The 20143-nt window shown below is 34.0% G+C and carries 18 protein-coding genes; 6 read left to right on the top strand and 12 right to left on the bottom strand.

What is annotated here, in order from left to right:
- Window positions 1–179 precede the first annotated feature (179 nt).
- From polC to HZC47_08625, 3 genes are read left to right on the top strand one after another with little or no spacing between them, the layout of a single operon-like run.
- Complete coding sequence (gene polC, locus HZC47_08635) at window positions 180–3467, top strand: DNA polymerase II large subunit (protein ID MBI5680945.1); 3288 nt, start codon at window positions 180–182, stop codon at window positions 3465–3467.
- A gap of 48 nt (window positions 3468–3515) precedes the next feature.
- A complete protein-coding gene (gene nrdD / locus HZC47_08630; GenBank protein MBI5680944.1) occupies window positions 3516–5828 on the top strand; it encodes an anaerobic ribonucleoside-triphosphate reductase in 2313 nt (770 codons plus the stop codon).
- A gap of 42 nt (window positions 5829–5870) precedes the next feature.
- Window positions 5871–6737 (top strand): hypothetical protein, encoded by an 867-nt coding sequence (locus tag HZC47_08625; GenBank protein ID MBI5680943.1) that lies wholly within the window; start codon window positions 5871–5873, stop codon window positions 6735–6737.
- Between the two features lie 69 nt (window positions 6738–6806).
- On the opposite strand, the gene HZC47_08620 is transcribed toward HZC47_08625, so the two are convergent.
- From HZC47_08620 to HZC47_08600, 5 genes are all read right to left on the bottom strand, one after another.
- Entirely contained in the window at window positions 6807–7469 is a 663-nt protein-coding gene (locus HZC47_08620) for a DUF166 domain-containing protein (protein ID MBI5680942.1), read from the bottom strand.
- Between the two features lie 67 nt (window positions 7470–7536).
- Window positions 7537–8040: an arsenate reductase ArsC gene (locus tag HZC47_08615; protein ID MBI5680941.1), complete on the bottom strand. Its 504-nt coding sequence runs from the start codon at window positions 8038–8040 to the stop codon at window positions 7537–7539.
- 29 nt (window positions 8041–8069) lie between these two features.
- The gene (locus HZC47_08610) at window positions 8070–8867 is read right to left on the bottom strand and encodes a class I SAM-dependent methyltransferase (GenBank protein MBI5680940.1); all 798 of its coding nucleotides are present in this window, start codon (window positions 8865–8867) and stop codon (window positions 8070–8072) included.
- A 150-nt stretch (window positions 8868–9017) separates the two neighbouring features.
- Window positions 9018–9539, bottom strand: a complete 522-nt coding sequence (locus tag HZC47_08605) for a DUF308 domain-containing protein (protein ID MBI5680939.1) — start codon at window positions 9537–9539, stop codon at window positions 9018–9020.
- A 68-nt stretch (window positions 9540–9607) separates the two neighbouring features.
- Window positions 9608–9925, bottom strand: a complete 318-nt coding sequence (locus HZC47_08600; protein MBI5680938.1) for a hypothetical protein — start codon at window positions 9923–9925, stop codon at window positions 9608–9610.
- A gap of 258 nt (window positions 9926–10183) precedes the next feature.
- On the opposite strand from HZC47_08600, the gene HZC47_08595 reads away from it, so the two are divergent.
- Window positions 10184–10549, top strand: a complete 366-nt coding sequence (locus HZC47_08595; protein ID MBI5680937.1) for a winged helix-turn-helix transcriptional regulator — start codon at window positions 10184–10186, stop codon at window positions 10547–10549.
- 26 nt (window positions 10550–10575) lie between these two features.
- Here HZC47_08595 and HZC47_08590 read toward each other — a convergent pair whose 3' ends face one another.
- The 7 genes from HZC47_08590 to HZC47_08560 form a co-directional block, all read right to left on the bottom strand.
- Window positions 10576–11691 (bottom strand): hypothetical protein, encoded by a 1116-nt coding sequence (locus HZC47_08590; protein MBI5680936.1) that lies wholly within the window; start codon window positions 11689–11691, stop codon window positions 10576–10578.
- A 17-nt stretch (window positions 11692–11708) separates the two neighbouring features.
- The gene (locus HZC47_08585; protein ID MBI5680935.1) at window positions 11709–12224 is read right to left on the bottom strand and encodes a hypothetical protein; all 516 of its coding nucleotides are present in this window, start codon (window positions 12222–12224) and stop codon (window positions 11709–11711) included.
- A gap of 530 nt (window positions 12225–12754) precedes the next feature.
- Window positions 12755–14332: a lysine--tRNA ligase gene (locus HZC47_08580; protein MBI5680934.1), complete on the bottom strand. Its 1578-nt coding sequence runs from the start codon at window positions 14330–14332 to the stop codon at window positions 12755–12757.
- A gap of 168 nt (window positions 14333–14500) precedes the next feature.
- On the bottom strand, window positions 14501–15799 hold the full coding sequence (gene thiC / locus HZC47_08575) for a phosphomethylpyrimidine synthase (protein ID MBI5680933.1): 1299 nt from the start codon (window positions 15797–15799) through the stop codon (window positions 14501–14503).
- A gap of 206 nt (window positions 15800–16005) precedes the next feature.
- A complete protein-coding gene (locus tag HZC47_08570) occupies window positions 16006–16923 on the bottom strand; it encodes a carbohydrate kinase family protein (GenBank protein MBI5680932.1) in 918 nt (305 codons plus the stop codon).
- 225 nt (window positions 16924–17148) lie between these two features.
- A complete protein-coding gene (locus HZC47_08565; GenBank protein MBI5680931.1) occupies window positions 17149–18168 on the bottom strand; it encodes a hypothetical protein in 1020 nt (339 codons plus the stop codon).
- 93 nt (window positions 18169–18261) lie between these two features.
- Window positions 18262–19131: a LysR family transcriptional regulator gene (locus HZC47_08560; GenBank protein ID MBI5680930.1), complete on the bottom strand. Its 870-nt coding sequence runs from the start codon at window positions 19129–19131 to the stop codon at window positions 18262–18264.
- A 169-nt stretch (window positions 19132–19300) separates the two neighbouring features.
- Here HZC47_08560 and hxlB point away from each other — a divergent pair, with 169 nt between their 5' ends.
- On the top strand, window positions 19301–19885 hold the full coding sequence (hxlB, locus tag HZC47_08555) for a 6-phospho-3-hexuloisomerase (protein ID MBI5680929.1): 585 nt from the start codon (window positions 19301–19303) through the stop codon (window positions 19883–19885).
- Between the two features lie 109 nt (window positions 19886–19994).
- On the top strand, window positions 19995–20143 hold a 149-nt coding region (locus HZC47_08550; GenBank protein MBI5680928.1), incomplete at its 3' end, for a hypothetical protein.

Genomic DNA, 20143 nt, shown 5'->3' with positions numbered 1-20143 from the left:
AGGCGTCGTAGTAAACTTTATTATCTATACATTCCTATCTATATCTATAAAAATAAAGGGGATCGAATTTTTCATTTTTAATGTTTAACGAACTTGATCCCCATCATTTATATGGTGTTACAGGGTATGTTGGATATTTTTTACATTAAACATATTTTTTAACATGGTAAGGGAGTAATATGGGCTATTTTGAGGCTTTAGAAAAAGAAACACAGAAAGTGTACGATGTAGCAAGAAAAGCAAGGCTTAAAGGGCATGATACTGAATTAGAGCCGGAAGTTCCTCTTGCAAAGAACTTAGCAGAAAGGGTTGAGGGATTGGTAGGCCCTGAAAACATTGCAGGTAGAATTACAGAGCTAGAAGCTGATTATTCCCGGGAAGAAGCTGCATTTTGGATAGCAAGAGAAATTGTGACTAAACCTGATGAAGAAGGTAAAGAAGACTCGTTAGAAATTAAGGAGAAGAAAGCAGACCAGGCTATAAGAACTGCCCTCGCTATTTTGACTGAGGGAGTTGTTGCAGCGCCTCTTGAAGGAATTGCAAAACTTAAAATAAAACAAAACTTCGATAAAACATGGTACTTAGCTGTCTACTTTGCAGGCCCAATTAGAAGCGCTGGTGGAACTGCAGCAGCTTTAGCAGTTCTAATTGGAGATTATATCCGGCTTTCAATTGATCTTGACGTTTATAAACCTACAGAAAGGGAAATTGAAAGATATGTGGAAGAAGTGGAACTCTATGAATCGGAGGTTACAAATCTTCAGTATTCGCCATCACCAGAAGAGGTAAGGCTTGCAGTGAAAAATATTCCTGTAGAAGTGACAGGAGAGCCTACAGACCATGTTGAAGTTTCGCATCGTGATTTAGAGCGTGTTGAAACCAATAATATTCGTGGAGGAGCTCTTCTTGCAATAGCGGAGGGAGTTATTCAAAAAGCTCCAAAGGCTTTAAAATATGCAAATAAATTGAAAATAGATGGCTGGGAGTGGCTTGATACCTTTTCAAAAGGAACTAGTAATTCTGATGATGATGAAGGCGAGAAAGACAAAGTCGATGATAAATATATGAGAGATATTATTGGTGGAAGGCCAGTATTATCTTATCCTCAAGCAAAAGGAGGATTTAGGTTAAGGTATGGAAGATCAAGAAATTCAGGGCTTGCTGCAATGGGAATAAGCCCCATAACCATGGAAATTGTTGAATTTCTGGCAGTGGGAACCCAGATGAAGATTGAAAGGCCGGGAAAGGGAATGTGTGTTGTTCCTTGTGATGTAATAGATGGCCCCATCGTTAAATTACGGAATGGTAGTGTAATTAAAGTTGAATCAACGGCACAAGCAAAGGAAATTAGAAGAGATGTAGTAGAAATTCTATTTTTAGGGGATATATTGGTTGCATTCGGTGAATTTTTAAGAAATAACCATAATTTATTGCCCGCCGGCTGGTGTGATGAATGGTGGATAAAAAGAATTGAAATTTCTGAAGAATATCTAAATAATGGAAATGATTTAGATTTAGATACAATGGATAATATAACTTCGAGAGAAGCTTTTAATATATCTAAGCAGTATGATGTTCCATTACATCCAGAATACACTTATTTTTATCATGATGTATCTTGTGAGGAGTTAAATGAACTTAGATCGTGGATATATGGAAATTATGATGAATCTAATGCTGAAAATGATTTAGAATTAGATATAGGGCCTCAAAAAAGGATTTTAGAGGTTTTAGGTGTTCCACATATAGTTCAAAACAATAAAGTTATAATTGAAAATAACCATGTATTTGCCTTAATTGAAACATTAAATCAACCTTTGGATACTTCAAAAGGTAATAACACGTTAGAGTCCTTAAATAATGTATCAAACGCAGAAATAATGGCTAAAGCACCTACTTATATTGGTACAAGGGTTGGAAGACCTGAAAAAACCAAGGAAAGGAAGATGAAGCCTGCACCTCATGCATTGTTTCCAATTGGTACATATGGGGGCAGCAGACGAAACATAGTTGATGCAGCTAAAAAGGGAAATATTTTAGTTGAAATCTCCAGATGTAAATGTACAGAATGTGGAATAGGTTCATTTCATGCTAAATGCCCTGTGTGTGGGGCAAGAGCGATTCCAACAGGTGCTGCAAAGAAAAAAATTAATTTAGCAACTTTACTTAAAAAAGCATATGAAAATTCAGGTGTAAGGAAATTAGATGAAATTAAGGGCGTTATAGGGATGATATCCGAGGAAAAATTCCCTGAACCCCTTGAAAAAGGAATATTAAGGGCAAAAAATGAAGTTTTTACCTTTAAAGATGCTACAATTAGGCATGATTCCACTAATTTGCCTATAACTCATTTTACACCAAAAGAAATAGGAGTAAGTCCTATAAAGCTCGTTGAGATGGGCTATACTCATGATATTAATGGAAATGAACTTGAAAATCATGATCAAATCCTTGAAATCAAAATTCAAGATGTCATAATCTCAGAAAACTGTGCAGATTACCTTATACGGGTTTCAAACTTTTTAGATGATTTGCTTGAAGATTTCTACCATGAAGAACGATTTTACAATGTTAAAGAAAGAGAAGGACTTGTAGGTCAGTTAATAGTGGGATTGGCTCCACACACCTCGGCAGGCGTTTTAGGAAGGGTTGTTGGATTTACAAAGGCAGCAGCATGTTATGCGCACCCATATTTCCATTCAGCAAAAAGAAGAAACTGTGACAGTGATGAAGACTCAGTAATGCTGCTTTTAGATGCTTTAATCAACTTTTCAAAGATATACCTTCCAAGTTCAAGAGGAGGAAGAATGGACGCACCTTTAGTTCTTTCATCCAGAATCGACCCTGAAGAAATTGATGATGAGTCCCATAACATTGATGCTATGCCCACACTTCCATTAGAGCTATATGAAAAGACTCTTGAATTTGCAAAACCATCAGATGTGATTTCACTTATAGATAATGTAAAGAAAAGGCTAGGTACAGAAGACCAGTATAAAGGGATTATGTTCTCTCATGACACTTCAAGCATCCATGATGGTCCTAAATTATGTTTATACAAGATGCTTCCTACAATGAGGGAAAAAGTAGAAGGTCAAGTTAAATTAGCGGAGAAAATAAGGGCTGTTGACCAGAGAGGTGTTGTTGAGGGTGTTTTAACATCTCATTTCCTGCCGGACATGGCTGGAAACTCAAGAGCATTTTCCAGACAGAAAGTTAGATGTACTAAGTGCAATAAAAAGTATAGAAGAATCCCATTATCTGGAGAATGTACTTGTGGTGGAAATCTGATACTCAGTATTTCTAAAGGGTCTGTGGTTAAGTATCTGGAGATTTCAAAGGAATTAGCCAACAGATATCCAATTGACAATTATATTGTTCAAAGAATAGAACTTATTGAGTCGGGGATAAATTCATTATTTGAAAGTGACAAATCAAAACAAAGTTCATTGGATATATTTCTATAAAAATTATGATGATTATAAATTAGTTTAGTATGTGATGGGGGATTGTGAATGAAAGACATGCATGCGATAGCTGCTTTGCCAAAAAAGGCCAAGACATGTGTTTTAAAGAATAACGGAATATACGAGAAATTCAGCTACGAAAAAATAGTTAAATCCTGCCTTATGGTAGGAGTGCCTCTTTGGGCTGCTCAAAAAATTGCAGCATCTGCTGCAACAGCGGCATATGACGGTATTTCCACAGCAGAAATTAAAATAATGGTGCATGATTCACTTAAAGAAGTGGATGGAAAAATCGCAGACAAATATCTGGCAACTAACCAACTTAAAGTTCGAACTACAAGGGATACAATCGAGCCATTTGACAAAAGTAAAATAGAAAAAACCTTGATTGTAGAAACTGATGCATCAGAAAAACTTGCAGCTGAAATAGCGAATAATGCATGGAAAGAACTTAAAAAGCTTGATGTTGAATATCTCACTGCCCCAATGATAAGGGAAATTGTAAACACCAAACTTGTAGAACATGGTCTTGAAACATTAAGACGGAAATATACAAGGGTAGGTATCCCTGTCTACAACATCACCAACCTCATACAAAACGGGTCACGTGATAATGCAAATATGATTCATAATCCTGAGACTGTTCACAAATATGTTGCAGATGAAGCACTCAAACAGTACGCATTATTACACATCCTTCCTAATGATTTGGCAGATGCCCATATGGGCGGAAACATACACATACACGATTTAGAATTCTTTGCTGGAAGACCATTAAACTGTCTACAGCACGATTTAAGAACATTCATACGACACGGGCTTAAAGTGGATGGTACAGGAGACCATACCTCAGTAGCAGGCCCTCCAAATCATATTGAAACTCTTATGAATCATTCTGGAGAAATAATGCTTGCAGCTCAGCAGAACATGAGCGGCGGGCAATCAATGAGTCTTTGGAATGTATTCACTGCTCCATTTGCAGCAGGTTTACCTTATAAAAAGGTGAAACAGGCAGTTCAAATGTTTATATATAACTTGAACATGGCTTATGCTGCAAGAGGTTCCCAAGTTCCATTTACAAGCATCAACCTGGAATTTACAGTCCCTAAATTTTTAGAAGATGAACCCGCATACGGGCCAAAAGGACAACTTGTAGGGTCATACGGAGACTTTGAAGAAGAAACAAGGGTTTTACAGAGAGCATTCACAGAAACATTGCTTGAGGGAGATTCTGACAACAAACCACACTTATTCCCTAATACAGTTTATGTTTTAAGAGATGACGTTTTAAAAAATGAGTTTGATGAAGATTTAAGAAGAGTACATGAACTATCTGCAAAATACGGTTCACCATACTTTGTAAATATGTTCCCTGACTACAGAGGAGATATGGCTAATTACATGGGATGCAGAACATCTTTAAGTGATAATTGGACTGGAGACTGGGATAAAGACACTTTGAGAACAGGAAACCTTGCATATGTCACATTAAACCTTCCAAGAATCGCCTATGAATCAAAAGATGATGAAGATATATTTGAATATCTTGACTCTCACTTAAACCTTGCTGAAGAAGTTTTAATGCTTAGAAGGGAACAAGCACTTAAATGCCTTAACAATTACAATTTACTTCCATTCTTATCACAAAAATCAAATGATGATATGTATTACAGAATAGACAACTCCACATTATCCTTTGGATTTGTAGGTCTTAATGAAATGTTGCTATCGCATTTAGGCGTTGGAATGGAAGATAAAGATGCTAATAAATTTGGATTAAAAGTTTTAGACTACATGAACGCTAGAGCAGACGAATTAAGGGAAGAAACAGAGTTAAGATGGAGTGTGCTCCAAACACCAGCAGAATCTACAGCATACAGGTTCGCAATGCTGGATATGGAAAAATACAAAGACAAAATCATTGCAAACGGCGATGAAAAAACAGCCTACTACACTAATTCATCACATGTACCGGTTAATTCTGATGTTTTACTCCCAGAAAAAATCAAAATCGAAGAAAAATACCATCCTAAGACTCTTGGAGGCCATATTTTCCATGCATTCATGGGAGAATCCTATTCAGATGCTGATGCCCTCATGAGCCTAACTCATAAAATGGCTAAAAACTCAGACATAGGATTCTGGGCATACAGCTCAGCACTAAGCTTCTGTGTTAAATGCAAAACACTTATGAAAGGATTACAGGATAACTGTGCATCATGCGGTGAAACAACCGAAGTTGAATGGTATGACCGTATCACAGGCTACGTTCAACAGGTTGGACGGTCCAAATCTGCAAGCGGTGGATGGAATCCTGGTAAAATGAAGGAATTAATGGATAGAAAACGATTTAATCCTTAAAATTCTTTTTATTTTTTAAATTAATTTTTTTTGGTGTTTTGAATGTTTAATTATGAGGAACCAGATTCAGATTATTTTTTGGAATTTTTAAAACGCTATTTGGATCTTAATGGAAAAAATGAGCTTTTTGGAATAGTTAAAGATTCTAAATGTGATTTAAAATGTTTAACAGTGTATTCTCAAAATTTTGAAGCTTTTGATAAAAGTTTAGAAAGAAGATGGGATGCATTTGGCGCAGAAATAACATTTCATGTGCCTATGGCTTCTGATAAAAAATACGAAATTACTGATAATGTTAAAATAGATTTATTGAGATGTTGTAATGACTGTTTAGATGATGAACGAGGTTTTGATATTCTTAATATCAATTTTATGCCATTAATGGGTAAATTATCTCCAATAGAAGAGTTAAAACGGACAGTTTCAGAATTTTCTGTAGATTTAAACGGTATTTTGCCTCCAGAAATGAAAAAGAAAGGTAGAGAAATGGCAGAGTTATACCTTTATTTATATTATGTAGAAAATTCTTTAAGGTTATTCATTGAAAATATAGCAAAAAATGAATTCGGAGACAATTATTTTGATCAATTAAGTGGAAATACTTCTATTAATAAGAATGTAGATGGTAGAAAACAAAAAGAAAATAAAAATAAGTGGTTGGGTGTAAGAGGAGATTCTGATTTATTTTATTTGGATTTTGGAGATTTAAATAAAATAATAGTGAATAATTGGGACGTTTTTAAACAATATTTCCCTGATCAAAGTTGGATAACTACTAAAATAAAAGAAATGGAAGATTGCAGACATTTAGTTGCACATAACAGTTTTGTTGATGATCATGGAAGAACTGTAATTAAAACAAACTATATTAGTATTTTAAAGCAATTGAATGAGGTTCTTAGTGAGTAATTTATTGTAAATTTATTTATTTCTTAAAATCAAAAACTGATGAAGCAACAGCTCCATCTTCAAGTTTTACTAATTCTCTTGATTCTGAAGAGGTTCTAAAGCATCTTCAAAAGCTTCTTTATGGAAAGTGGCCGCCATCTCTTTTTTACAATCCTCATCACTGAATAACCTTAATTTAGGTGCTCTGCAAGGATAATGCTGTAATTTAAGCCCAGCTTTCATAGGAAGGTCTTCTATTCGTTGACCGGTCATTTCTTCACCTACAAAAGAGGTAGAACCACATGGAGCTGACCTTATAACTTCAACGCATGCTACCTTGCCATTTTCAATGCGTAATTCTACTATTGGTTTTCCAAATTTGGCTGTAAACTTGTCGTATGTTGGATTTCCATTTTCCTCCAGATTACACATGTTATCTGGACAGTTTACATTTCCGTAACCTTCAAGCTGGTTTTTAAACCCTATTCCTTTCCATGCACCTACAATAATCCAATCTACTTTGTTATGAAGTATATCAACCAGGTCTAGGGCTAGATCAGGGTGTAGAACATAGCTTAATATGATATCTGCAGATTCAAGCTTCTTTAAGTATTCTTCTGGAATATCAATTTCATCTGCAAACATGGATGTTGGCGGTTCTAAAACTATAAAATCACACGTAAATTCTTCTTTTATGGCTGCGTAGGCACGTTCACCATAGGGACCATCACTTACAATTATAACTTTTAACATTTAATCACCTTGATAATCTTTTTTCATCTAATGGGCTTATCCACTCAATAATATTTCTAAAAACAGCTCAGCAGCAGGGCTTATCATCGTCAGCATCGTTCTGTGTGTTTGTCTTTAAATCACAGCAATTTGGTTCATTGTAGGTTGCATCACAAATCTTGTAATTATAAAAATCTTGTATCCAATCGCCTATTTCATCTCGTATCTCTCTTTGAAGCCTAATTTCTTCTTTTTCTGTTCCTTTGAATGGATATATATCTTTAAGACATTCTAAGAAGAGTTTTTTGCCTCCGAAAAAAAATGGACATGAATTATATTCGTTTCCACATATTATCACAACGTAATCAAATTCCTGGCCTTCATAGTCTTTTAAACTGTTTGATGCTTGTTTGGAAATGTCAATTCCTATCTCATCCATTACCTGTACTGCTATAGGATCAATTTCTTGAGGATCGCTGCCTGCGCTGAAAACATCGAATTTATCTCCATAAAAATCCCTGAAAAAGCCTTCCACCATTTGTGATCTTGAAGCATTGCGTACACACATGAATAAAATTCTTTCTTTTACCATAAAATCACTCCAAGTTGATATAACTAAAATTATGTTTTTTCAATCACATATACTCCATAACCAAAATAATCGGAGTTCTCTTCAACAAATTTGCCCATTATTTTAAGTCTGTTTCTTACCTCGCTTTTAAAGATGGAGTTAAATGTTATTTTTATCGTGTTTACAATTCCTTCTTCGTTTAGCGTCTCAAAGAAATTGCCGGTGATGGTTTTGCCTTTTATGATAACTAAATTATGGGCATTGGCCCTTTCAAAAACCTTTTTCCATCCTTCATAAGTACGGGCATTCATTAGACAATAAGCACGAAGCACGTTAAAAACCTTATCTAAAAAATTTTCATCAGGCTCCTTTTTCCAACTAAGCTCAACCCATCCGGCTTTTCCTCCATTTTTAATTACTCTGGAGGCTTCATTTATGGTTTTTGTTTTATCGTCCACAAACACCAGAATTCCTTGTGAAATTGCCACGTCAAATTGATTATCATCAAAAGGTAAGTCCATTGCATTTCCTAGTTGAAATTTAACCTTGTTAGTCAAACCCTTTTTTTGGCATGTTTCATTTGCTTCTTGAATTAATTCTTCGGATATGTCAATACCTACAACTGAGCAACCATATTTTTCTGCCAAATAAAAGGCAGTTGAACCTTTTCCACAAGCAATATCTAAAACTTTGGTATTGCTGTCAATTTGCATAGTTTCTTCTAATTTTCTGGTTGCTTTAAGCCCTCCAGGATGTATAACAGTCAAACCAAGGTGATTAGCAAAAAATTCAAAAATATCGCACTTGGCAGTCGAAACAGTATCCTCTGGATTTATATTATTTTCCATTTTTTAACCTCATTTTATTAAGATATTCCGTTGTATATTGAGTCTGATTTTGAATTACTTATAAAGGAAAGTCAGAATTCAAAAAAATTTGAATTCACTTATAATCACTCATATGCATCTAAAAAATCACCAGTTCCACTATTTCCCTTATTAAGAACTCATTATAGGACGATTTGAAGGAATAGTTAAATGTTTCAATCTTAGATAAAGCATTCTTATGCCGCTGGTTAACAACCATAGGCCTACTAGAACTACTAAAAGCCATGTATAAGTAGCTAAGAATAGTCCTACAAATAGGATTAGTATACCTATGATAATGTTTTTAACTCCACATATGTCCTTAGTTCTTGAAATTCTCCTGGCAATACCTTCGATTATTAGGAATAAGCCCATTATCCAGACTAGGAAACCATCTATCCAAGTGAATAGTGCAGGGTTAACTAGGAATACAATTCCTAAAATCAGGGCAATAATTCCCATTATAAGCATGATGATCCCCACAGGTGCATCATTTTCTCCCATTTTAAATATCCCAGTTATTACAAGGCCAATACCTAACATAAGGACTAAGAATCCGGGAAGGACAGCAATAGGGATTAATCCTAAAAGGGGTAAAGTTATCACTATTACGCCGAGAATAATCAAAATTATTGCTATAGCTATTTTTTGCATATCAACAAACTCCGTTTTTTTTATTTTTTAGAACCTTTCTGAGTTTCCATTTACTAAAAATAAATAAATTAGTGTTGGTGGTTTTCTATAATATCTTCTCCAAGGTATCTTTTTAAGGATCCTGCTATTATCCAGATTGTAGCAGCACCTAATAGTCCATATGCGAATGTATACAGGTTAAATATACCTGCCAGTAGGACTATAATTCCTACACTACATAAAATCGCTATCCAAGATTTTCCTATGGCACTAGATGTAATCCATAAGATAAGTGCACCTAACAAACCGTATATAATTGGATACAGGTTAAATACTCCACCTAATACCGTTACGACACCTAAGCCTCCTAAAAGATATGTTAATGCATTTTTTTGATTATTTTCCATTTTTTTTCCTCCAAATATTTCATATTTGGGGTTCCAAAATTCAGAATGAATTTTGATAACCTCCTTTTAATTAAGATATTCCGTTGTATAGGGGTGTGATTTTGAATTACTTATAAAGAAAAGGTCTATTTCAAAAAAATTTGAATTCATTTATATGACAATATTCGGGTTGTCCTGAAATTTAAAAAAAAAGTGATTCTTAGGGATTGAAGAATTTAAATCCAAAATATTTATAATAAAACGAACAAAGTTTTTTTTATGAAAAAAAATCGCTGCTGTCCTGTGGATCCTGAAACTAAAATGATCTGGAAAAATGATCTTCAAAAGGATTCAGATTCTCTTAAAAATGCGAATATCAATGATATAGTCAGCGTACTAAAAATAATAAGCAATCCTTCTCGATTAAAGATGGTTATTTTATTATCCCAACGGGATTACTGTGTTTGTGAATTTGTTATTTTATTGGGAGAAAAACAGAATTTAATCTCTTACAACCTGGGAATACTAAAAAAACATCAAATGGTTGATTCTTACTACAGCTCTAAAGATAAATACTATAAATTAAATGATAATGCAATGAATATAGTCCGGTGCATACAACAGAACTTAATTATGGGGCATTAATTATTAAAAAGGAGTTAGTGGATTTATTAAAAAGACACAGTAACAGACTGTGAACCACTCCCAAAGCCATGGGCAATCATGGTATGCCTTCCAGGACCTCCAGCAACAACAATAACCACATCATCAGGTTTTCTTGTTATAGGTACATTTCCCTCATGAATCCACTTTGAATCAAGTTTTCTTCCGCCTCTATCTGCAAGTCGAGCAGGTACAAGCGCATTTTCGTGGAAATATTTTTTTACATCTTCTTTGCTCCAGCCATCATCAGCTATTGTTTTAGCATGTTCTGGACTCATTATAATTAGCATTTCACCAGGCACATGACTGTTATTGCACCCTGCAACTGATGCAGTATTAATTATTGTGTCCATAATGTCTTCTGCAGTTTTACTTCGATGATCATTAACGTTATGGGGCGAATCTAAGGCCATCATGGTTACTGTGCTTTCATTTTCGCTGAATCCACGTTCTACATGCAATGATCCCCATGGATTTTCATCTTCAGCTTCACCAAAGCAAAAACTGTACTTTGAAGGCGAGCCCAATGTGGCATGGTCACCAATTCCTGGAATTGCACCAGCAATATTTATAAGGCAAAGCCGTATCGCCCTTCCAATTGTGGCATTTGCAATATTTCCAGGCCCTAAACAACCAGCCCCACTGTTTATACCAATTTCATTTGCTATGGGGCCGTTTAAAATTGTGCATATGGCCACAGGATGTGTTGTGGCATTTACTCCAGGTAAATTAAACTTTTCATGAGATATTGCTTTTATTGCTTGTAGAATTACAGGCATAAACTGGGGAATGCAGCCGGCCATCACAGAATTTATGGCAATTTTTTCAACAGTAGCTTTACCCGACCTTGGGGAAAGTACAGCTATTAAATCATTCTTATTTAAACCGCTAAATTCAATGAATTTACGTACACGTTCTCCTGTAGGAGGAATTATAGGTAAACCATCGGTCTGTTTTTTCATATAAAATTGATAGCTTACTTTTTCCACGTCAGGGTCAACAAATACTTCAATATCATTTGTAGATGCACTGCAAAGACGTGTTTCATCTTTTTCTATATTTTCATTTAATAAATCTTCAATAGAACATCCACAGTTATCTTTATTGATTTTTGGACTTTTCATAGAATCCCTCAATGAATTTAATTAGTATCAATCAATTTTTTAATGGAAGGAATGATTTCTTCACTTTTTAATTTTACTTCATCTTCTTTAAGCCCGGCAATAGGATGATTAATTTCAACAATCCTTAAATTCTCTGCTCCTTGAGCTTTTGCAAGTGAATGTGCGTATTCTACGAATTTATGGGAGCAAATAGAAATTGTAGGAATTCCTTTCTTTTCAAGGCGTATAGCATCTAAAATAACCCAGGTGGTGCATGAACCGCAGTCTCCAAGTGCTAAAATCACTAAATCTCCCTTTTTAGCTTTTTCTATTTGTTCTTTTGTCGCTGGAGCACCTGCAGGTTTTTGAGCATCAATTGAATCTATTTTTAAATTTTCTTTAATTGTATTCAAGATAATGTCTGCATTAGGCTTTGTATTGTCAAAATAAGTTATTTTATTGATTTTTGGAGGAATAGCTGTTATTTCTATTTTTGCAGCAGCTGACTCTCCTAATGGATCCATCACATCTTTTGCAACGACGTTAACTCTCATATATACCCTCTTAAGAATGTTCTTTTTGTTATTGATCTTTGAATTTTATTAATTTTTAACTATAATCTTCCTCATCAGGAGAACTCTGTTTAAGCTCTGTAAAAATTGCTTCAAGAGTAATTTAAAGATATAAGTTAATTAAAATAGTAAAAGTTCCGACTATAATAAGTACAATACCTGACATTACAGGATTTAATAGAGCAGATTTCATGAATTTAGAAGGGTTGTTCTTATTATATAAGTGGTAAATCCCCAAGCTTATCCACAATAATCCGAGGATTATCCAGAAAAAATATCTTAAATCCATAATAACTATTTTCAAATATATAGTATAAATAATTTTATCATTTAATCATGTATTGAATTTGAAGTAAAATTTAAATTTTATAAGTTTTTAATCAGTACTAAATGGACTTTAGCTCTCAAAAAGTCAGATAAAGCTAAATTACCTTGAAATAATCTTAGATAATTTAGAATCTTAAATTTTAAAAAAATAAAAAGAAAAACCCTCTATTGAGTTTATATTTAAATCAGGCTTCTCCTCTAAATCTCTTAATAACAAAATCTTTATCAAGGGATAAAACAAATGAAGCAGCTCTTGGGCCCTGTTTTTTACCAATTATGGTTTTGTAAATGGCTTGGAATGCTTTTTGAGGTTTCATATCAAATTCTCTAAGCAGGATGTACATCTCATCATGAAGCTCTTGTGCAGTGTAATCCTTCTTTTCTAAGAGATCTGCAAGTTTTAGCAAAAATTGAGTCTGATCTTCACCTAATGGCAGTCGAGGAATCTTTTTCATGACTTGGAACTTTACAAATTCTGGTGCGTATGTTTCAAGCCAATTTTTAACATGATTAAGCCTCATAGTCAGACGGTTTAAGTCTTCTTCGCTTAAATCTTTAAATTCTAATTTTTCCATGTAATCTGGAAGTTGGGAGTTCTTCTTTAATATTTCAAAGACTCTTTCTATTTCTCCATCAGCTATTTGATATGCTACAGTCATGAACCTGTAGGATGGCTGAAAGGGCATATTTTCAGATTTTTGAATCTGACAAATCTCATAAATCTTTTTAGATTTTTCTTCTTCCTTTGAAGATGCAGCTTCTTCATTATCATAGTAAATACGTTCAACACGATCATACTGGTCAATGAAATCTAAAAATGGCATTTTTGGGTTGAAATCTTTATGTTTTAATGGTTTGCTACGGAATATGAAATAATTAAGGGTCTCAGGAGCTCCAATTTCAAGCCACTGACCCGGGGTGAAGAACACTCCCTGTGATTTAGACATTGCATCTCCATCTAGAGTTATCCATTCATATGGTACAGGATAAGGTGCAGGGTAATCAAATATTTCCTTAGATATAATGCTGCTTACATCATAGGAGCCACCGCTTGCAGCATGGTCTTTTCCAAAGGGTTCGCAGGTGATGCCGAATATTTTCCATCTTGCAGCCCATTCAACACGCCAGGTTAATTTACCTTCGCCAGATTTTATGTCCATTGAGCCTTCATGGCCGCATTCGCACTTGTAATGGACCATATCGCCGTCATACCCATAGGCAATGGTTGTATTTATCCGTTTACATCCTTCGCAGATTGGGTTGTAAGGAAGCCAATCCTCAGCAAGTGGATTTTCACGGTATTTATTGAATATTTCACGTATTTCATCTGCTTTTTCGAGAGATATTCGTATATAATCGTTATAAATACCTTCTTTGTACATTTTCTCCCCGGAATAAATCTTAAGGGAGATTCCAAAGTCTTTTAATGTACCAAGGAACGGTTTTTTGAAGTGTTCCACGAAATTTGCGCAACAATCCTCTGGACATGGAATATGAGCATAGGGAATGCCTAAATATTTTTCATAACTTGCTGGAAGTGGAAAAGGAACTTTACGCAGTGGATCATAGTCATCTGCAATCCATATAACTTCTGCAGCAGCCCCTTGATTTTTTAAAGCTTTTGTAACTGCATTTGCGATAAATACATCGCATGAATTTCCTATATGTATTGAACCGGATATGGATGTTCCGCTTGCAATTACATGCTCATCAACATCTCTTTCTTTTAAACTGTCTGCAACATTTTCAACCCAATGTCTCAATCAAATCACCTATACTTAAATCCTTGTAAATTGTGTATAAAAATAATATTAAAACCCTCAAATACGTTGTGTTTGAGTGTAAATTTTAATGAAAAATATGAATTATTTGTAAAAATTGTAATTATTATAAGTTTATTCTGTTAAAATAATAAAATAATGGTAGGTGATTTAGTCAAACACATCAGTGCTTGCTTCATCTAACCATTCATTTACAATCTTAACTGCACAGTAGCTTCCACACATTGTACATGTGTCTTCTTCTGCTGGCGGTCTTTCATCCCTTATTTTTCTTGCTTCTGCTGGGCACATTGCGGAGTCGAACTGCGCTTCCCAGTTGAGCTTTTTACGTGCGTTAGCCATTACAAGGTCTTTTTCACCGTTGTGAATACCCTTTTGCATGTCTCCAACGTATGCTCCAATTCTTGTTGCTATTACACCGTCTTTAACATCCTTTGCATCAGGTAGTGCAAGGTGTTCTGCTGGTGTTACATAACAGATGAAGTCTGCTCCAGCGCCTGCTGATGATGCTGCACCTATTGAAGATACAATATGGTCGTATCCTGCCCCAATATCAGTTACAATTGGTCCTAACATGTAGAAAGGTGCTCCTCTGCATAATTTTTTCTGGAGTACTACATTTGCAGGAATTTCGTTTAATGGGATGTGTCCTGGTCCTTCTACGATGGTTTGTACGCCTGCTTCTCGTGCTCTGTCAATTAATTCTCCAAGAACAATAAGTTCTTGTACTGCGGCACGGTCTGTGGAGTCTGCTATTGCCCCTGCTCTCATAGCGTTAGCCATGGACATAACGAAATCGTATTCTTTGGCGATGTCTAATATGTAATCAAAATCTTTGTATAATGGGTTTTCCACTTCGTTTTCTACCATCCATGCAGATACAAATGCCCCTCCTCTGCTTACAAGTCCTCCTTCACGGCCCTGTCTTTTTAATCTTTTGAGGGTTTCTCTGTTTACACTGCAGTGGATTGCCATAAAGTCAATTCCATCTTTTGCCTGTTTTTCAATGGCTTTAAACATGGAGTCTTCTTCCATGTAAATTGCAGCGCCTTTTTCTCTTATGGTTTCGATTGCAGCCTGATAGACTGGTACGCTTCCTACAGGAATGTCTGAAATTTTAAGAATTCTTTTTCTTATTTCATCCAAGTCTCCGCCTACAGAAAGTTCCATTAAAGTGTCAGCTTTATAGGTCATTGCTACTTTAGCCTTTTCTTCTTCCATATCAAAATCACAGATATCTGTTGAGGTTCCAATAGTAGCGTTTACTTTGGTCCTTAACCCTGCCCCAATACCTACAGGTTTAACTTCCCGGTTTACATTACTGGGGATGGCTATGGTTCCCTGGGCAACGGATTTTCTGATAAATTCCTCTGAAACGTTTTCAGCAGCCGCTACTGCCTTCATTTCCTCTGTTATTATGCCTTTTTTTGCTTCATCCATTTGTGTCATAGAATCACCATGCTTATTTTATGATACTCTAAACTTAGTTAAAAATTACTACAATTAAAATTATAGCTACCTTATGTTCTTGTAAAAATTAGTTATCTACACTGAACAGTATAAAGGTTTTTGAGTTGGATATTAATTAAAGTTTATGCTTTAGTTTTGTTATAAAATTAAAATTATAGTTATTATTAAAAATATAATTTACATGATTATATGTCCCATTTCTCCCTCATTCGTTCCAAGGCCATACTATGGTTTGGAATGTTAGTTTGACATCCTTCAGCTTCAACTATAAAAGATGAAACTGCAGAAGCGAATTTCGCGCAGTATTCAATATCTTCACCATTTAAATACTTACTTAAGAATGCTGCTCTGTAGGAATCTCCAGCACCGGTTGGATCTACAGGAGTTCTAATAACTGCATCTATTTTTATCTTTTTATCAGCATATATTATGCTTCCATCTTTACCATAGGTTTTAACCACAATTTCAGGGCCAATTTCCCTTAATTGGTTAATATCAACATTTAATGTTTTCATTATTCTGTCAATTTCAAAATGGTTACCAAATAATATATCGCTGACCCCTATTACCTGTTTGAGCTCTTCTGGAGAGTACATATGGAGATCCTGGCCTGGATCAAATGATATTAACTTACCATATTCATAGGCAACTTCTCCTGATCGTCTATTAAAACTGGGATCTCCAGTTGCTAAATGAACTGCATTTACTTTTCCAATGGCTTTTTTTGGAGCTTCTGATTTTTTAAAATATGCTGCAGCGCCCCAGTAGAAATAGCTTATCTGATCGTTATTTGAATCTGTAAATACCCATGCAAGAGGTGTTTGTTCATCTTCAATTACTATCATATGCTTTGTATCTATCCCTGCGTTTTTAAGCTGGGATTGATATGTTGAATCTTTAAAATCATTTCCTACAGCAGATACAAGGGATGTTTTAAGCCCTAAATTAGATGCTACCATTGTAACATTTGCTGCTGCCCCTCCAAAGAAATTTTTTATCTGTTTTATTTGTGTGGATGAGTTAGGTGAGGGAAATTCTTTCACAAGAACTATAGAATCGAAGGCCGTGTGTCCAATAGCAAGTAGATCAGTTTTTTTAATCAGAATCACCTTTTTATCATTTAGTAGCAATATTTGAAGTATAAGTACGAATTTATTTATTTTTCAGACTTTTGAAATTTTATTTTAAAACTATTTAAAATATTTGGAATTTATATTTCTTTATAAGTTGAGAATTAGTTTTAAATAAATAAAACAAATTTAAAGGGTAAATGAATCAAATATAATAAAAATAGGAAATCAAATAAATATTAGCGTATTAATAGGGGTTTATTTTTTTTCCCCTAAAATTTCTCTGGTTTTTTTAGGTTTTACATGTTTTTCATCAACTTCTACAGGTCCTGCATCAACTATTGGATCTATTTCAACGTCTTCTGGAGATTCTATAGGTTTTTTAGGTCTTACGGGTTCTGCATCAACTATTGGATCTATTTCAACGTCTTCTGGAGGCTGTAATTTTTTAATATCTTCCTGTAACTCATCAATTCCTTCAGGAATCTTATTAAACAGTCTGTTAAATAATCCAAGATTTTTTAGCGTGGTTATAGCTTCAAGTGACATGGAAAGATATTGTTCTAATTTTCGGTTTGAATATTCTAATTCGATAATATCTTTGTCTTTTTTGTTAACTACTTCCTGAAGATGTCTGTAATTATTGTTTAATTTGTTATACTCTGTTTGAACATCTTTAAGCATATTATTCTCTGTTTGAAGATTTTTTATCTTAATTTCATGCTTTGATTTAACAGTTGATAATTCATTGTAATCCTTTTTTAAATTAATAATCTCAGTTTCTTTACTTTGAATATCATTTTTTAAGCCTAAATTCCCAATTCTGTAAATTTCAGTCTGTTTTTGAAGAGTTTCTTCATCTTTAAGCTTATCTTTTAAGGATTGGGTTTTATATTGGAACTCTTTTTTAAGTTCTTCCATATTAAGTTCTGATTTTTCTAATAATCCTTTTAATTCATCTGTGTTATCCAGATATTTCTTTTCAAGTGCACTCATTTCTGATTTATGGGCTTCTTCAAGCTCATGCATTTTTGAAACTGTTTTTTTGGTTTCTAGATCTTTTTCTTGGATTTTAAGCTCTTTTAACTTAAGATCTAATTCTATGGAATGTAATTTAGCCTTTAATTCATTGTACTTTTGTATATTATCTTCAAAATCTGTTTTACTGGAAATTATAATGTCTTCTACGTTTTCAAAGTCATTGGACTTAATTTCATCATTTTCAAGTTCAATAACGTATTTGTTATATTTTTTTAGCTTAGTTTTTAAGACACCCATAGAAATCCCTATCCTTTATTAACTATGATTTTACTCTACTATTAATTTATTTATAGCAAATTTATTTTATTAAAACGGATTATAACAACTGACCTATATTAAACTTTCAAATCCGCATTTTTCAATTATTTTTTGACCATTGAATGTCAAAATATAATTTAGGAAGTCATTTATCCTTTCATCTTCCTTATTACATATAACAACGCTTATAATGTGCCTGGTTTCGTTTTTTATAATATTTGAGCCGTCACTTAAGCTGCTACTTATGAATGTATAAGAGTTAGGATTATCTTTTACAAATTTTAAAGCATCATAAGGAGATGTAACCTTTTCAATTAGTTTATAATTAATTTTTTTATCATCCAAAGTGTTCCAAGCGAATCTTTGCTCGGAATCAGTTATTTCAACAAAATTTTTTCCATTTAAATTATTTATATTTTTTATATGGATATTTGAACTTGAAACAAGAGTTAAATGGTCATAAGCAATAGGTGTAAAATCTAAATCATTAATAAATGCATGTACTGGGTCGTCAAGGGTTAATATATCTACCATATCCAGACTTGCAAGATAAATAGCATCTTTATCTCCAGTTTTATACACTGCTGCATCCAAGCCGTATTCGGATATTAATGTTTCTAAAAGTCTTGAAGAAGCATACCCTCCACAAATAATGAGCTTTCCACGTTTTTTAAGTCTATTTTCATATTTTTCATATTTTTGAAGGAGTTTATTTCCATTATCAGTTAATTCAGACCCTGCACCTGTACTGAAAACAAGTTTGAATCCTAATTTTTCCTCAGCCTCTTTTATACGCCGATTTAAAACTGCATGAGAAATACCAAGATTTTTAGAAGCCTTTCGCTGAGAATAAGTCTTTGAAACATGCTTAAGCGCCTCAAAAAGTTTATAACTAAATGTATCTCCATTTACTACAAGACTTATCTTGGGTTTATATTCCATTTAGACCACAGCTTCCTATATTGAGAAAAATAATTGGTTTTAACTCTTATTTTCTCTAAATTTTTTCTTTTATATTATATATTAGGGTATAACTAAATCACTATTTATAGGTAAATATACTATACGAATATAGGACTATTGAAACATAAATTCTATAACTGGTGAGACAATGATTATAAATGATGCTATAGACGAAATAGTGGACAATATAAAGGATGTATCCTCAGAAATTGACGATGAACGTATCATGGAAATGCTGGACATGCTAATTTCTGCAAATAATGTTTTTATAATTGGTCTTGGAAGATCAGGGCTTGTGGCGCGAGCTTTTGCCATGAGACTTATGCACCTTGGTATAAATGTATATGTGGTTGGAGAGACCATTACACCCGCTATTAATCCTGACGACTGTTTACTTGCAATTTCAGGGTCTGGAGAGACCAGTTTCATTATAAGCACAGCTAAAATAAGTAGACAAAGAAATGCAAAGATAATTGCAGTTACATCTTATGATGATTCCACACTTGGAGATTTATCTGATTTGATCATACATGTTAAAGGCAGAACCAAAATTGATTCAGAAAAAGATTACATAAAACGGCAAATAAACGGAAAACACCAGCCATTAGCTCCACTTGGAACATTATTTGAAGTTTCAACCCTTATATTCCTAGAAGGGGTTATCGCCGAGCTTATGAATAAGATGGGAAAAACTGAAGATGATTTGAAGGCCAGGCACACTGTTTTAGAGTAAATTTTTTTTATTTTATTTTTGATTTTTTTTATTTTTCATTAGGGTTTTTGTGGGTATGGTGAAGTTGTTACCGTTAAGTATTTATTGAATAATTTATTATTATTGTATTATGAATTTTAGGTTTTGTATTGCATCAGTGTTGTTTTTTGTGTTGGTGTTTTCTTTTTGTAGTGGTGTTGTTTTTGCTGATGTTCATTATGCTAATCCTGGTAATTATAAGAGTGTTTTGGGTGCTGCAGGCTACAGTGACACCATTAT

The organism is Methanobacterium sp., assembly GCA_016222945.1.
Lineage (GTDB): Archaea > Methanobacteriota > Methanobacteria > Methanobacteriales > Methanobacteriaceae > Methanobacterium_D.
Note: the sequence above shows the minus strand (reverse complement) of the source record. Positions and strands in the feature narration are given on the sequence as shown.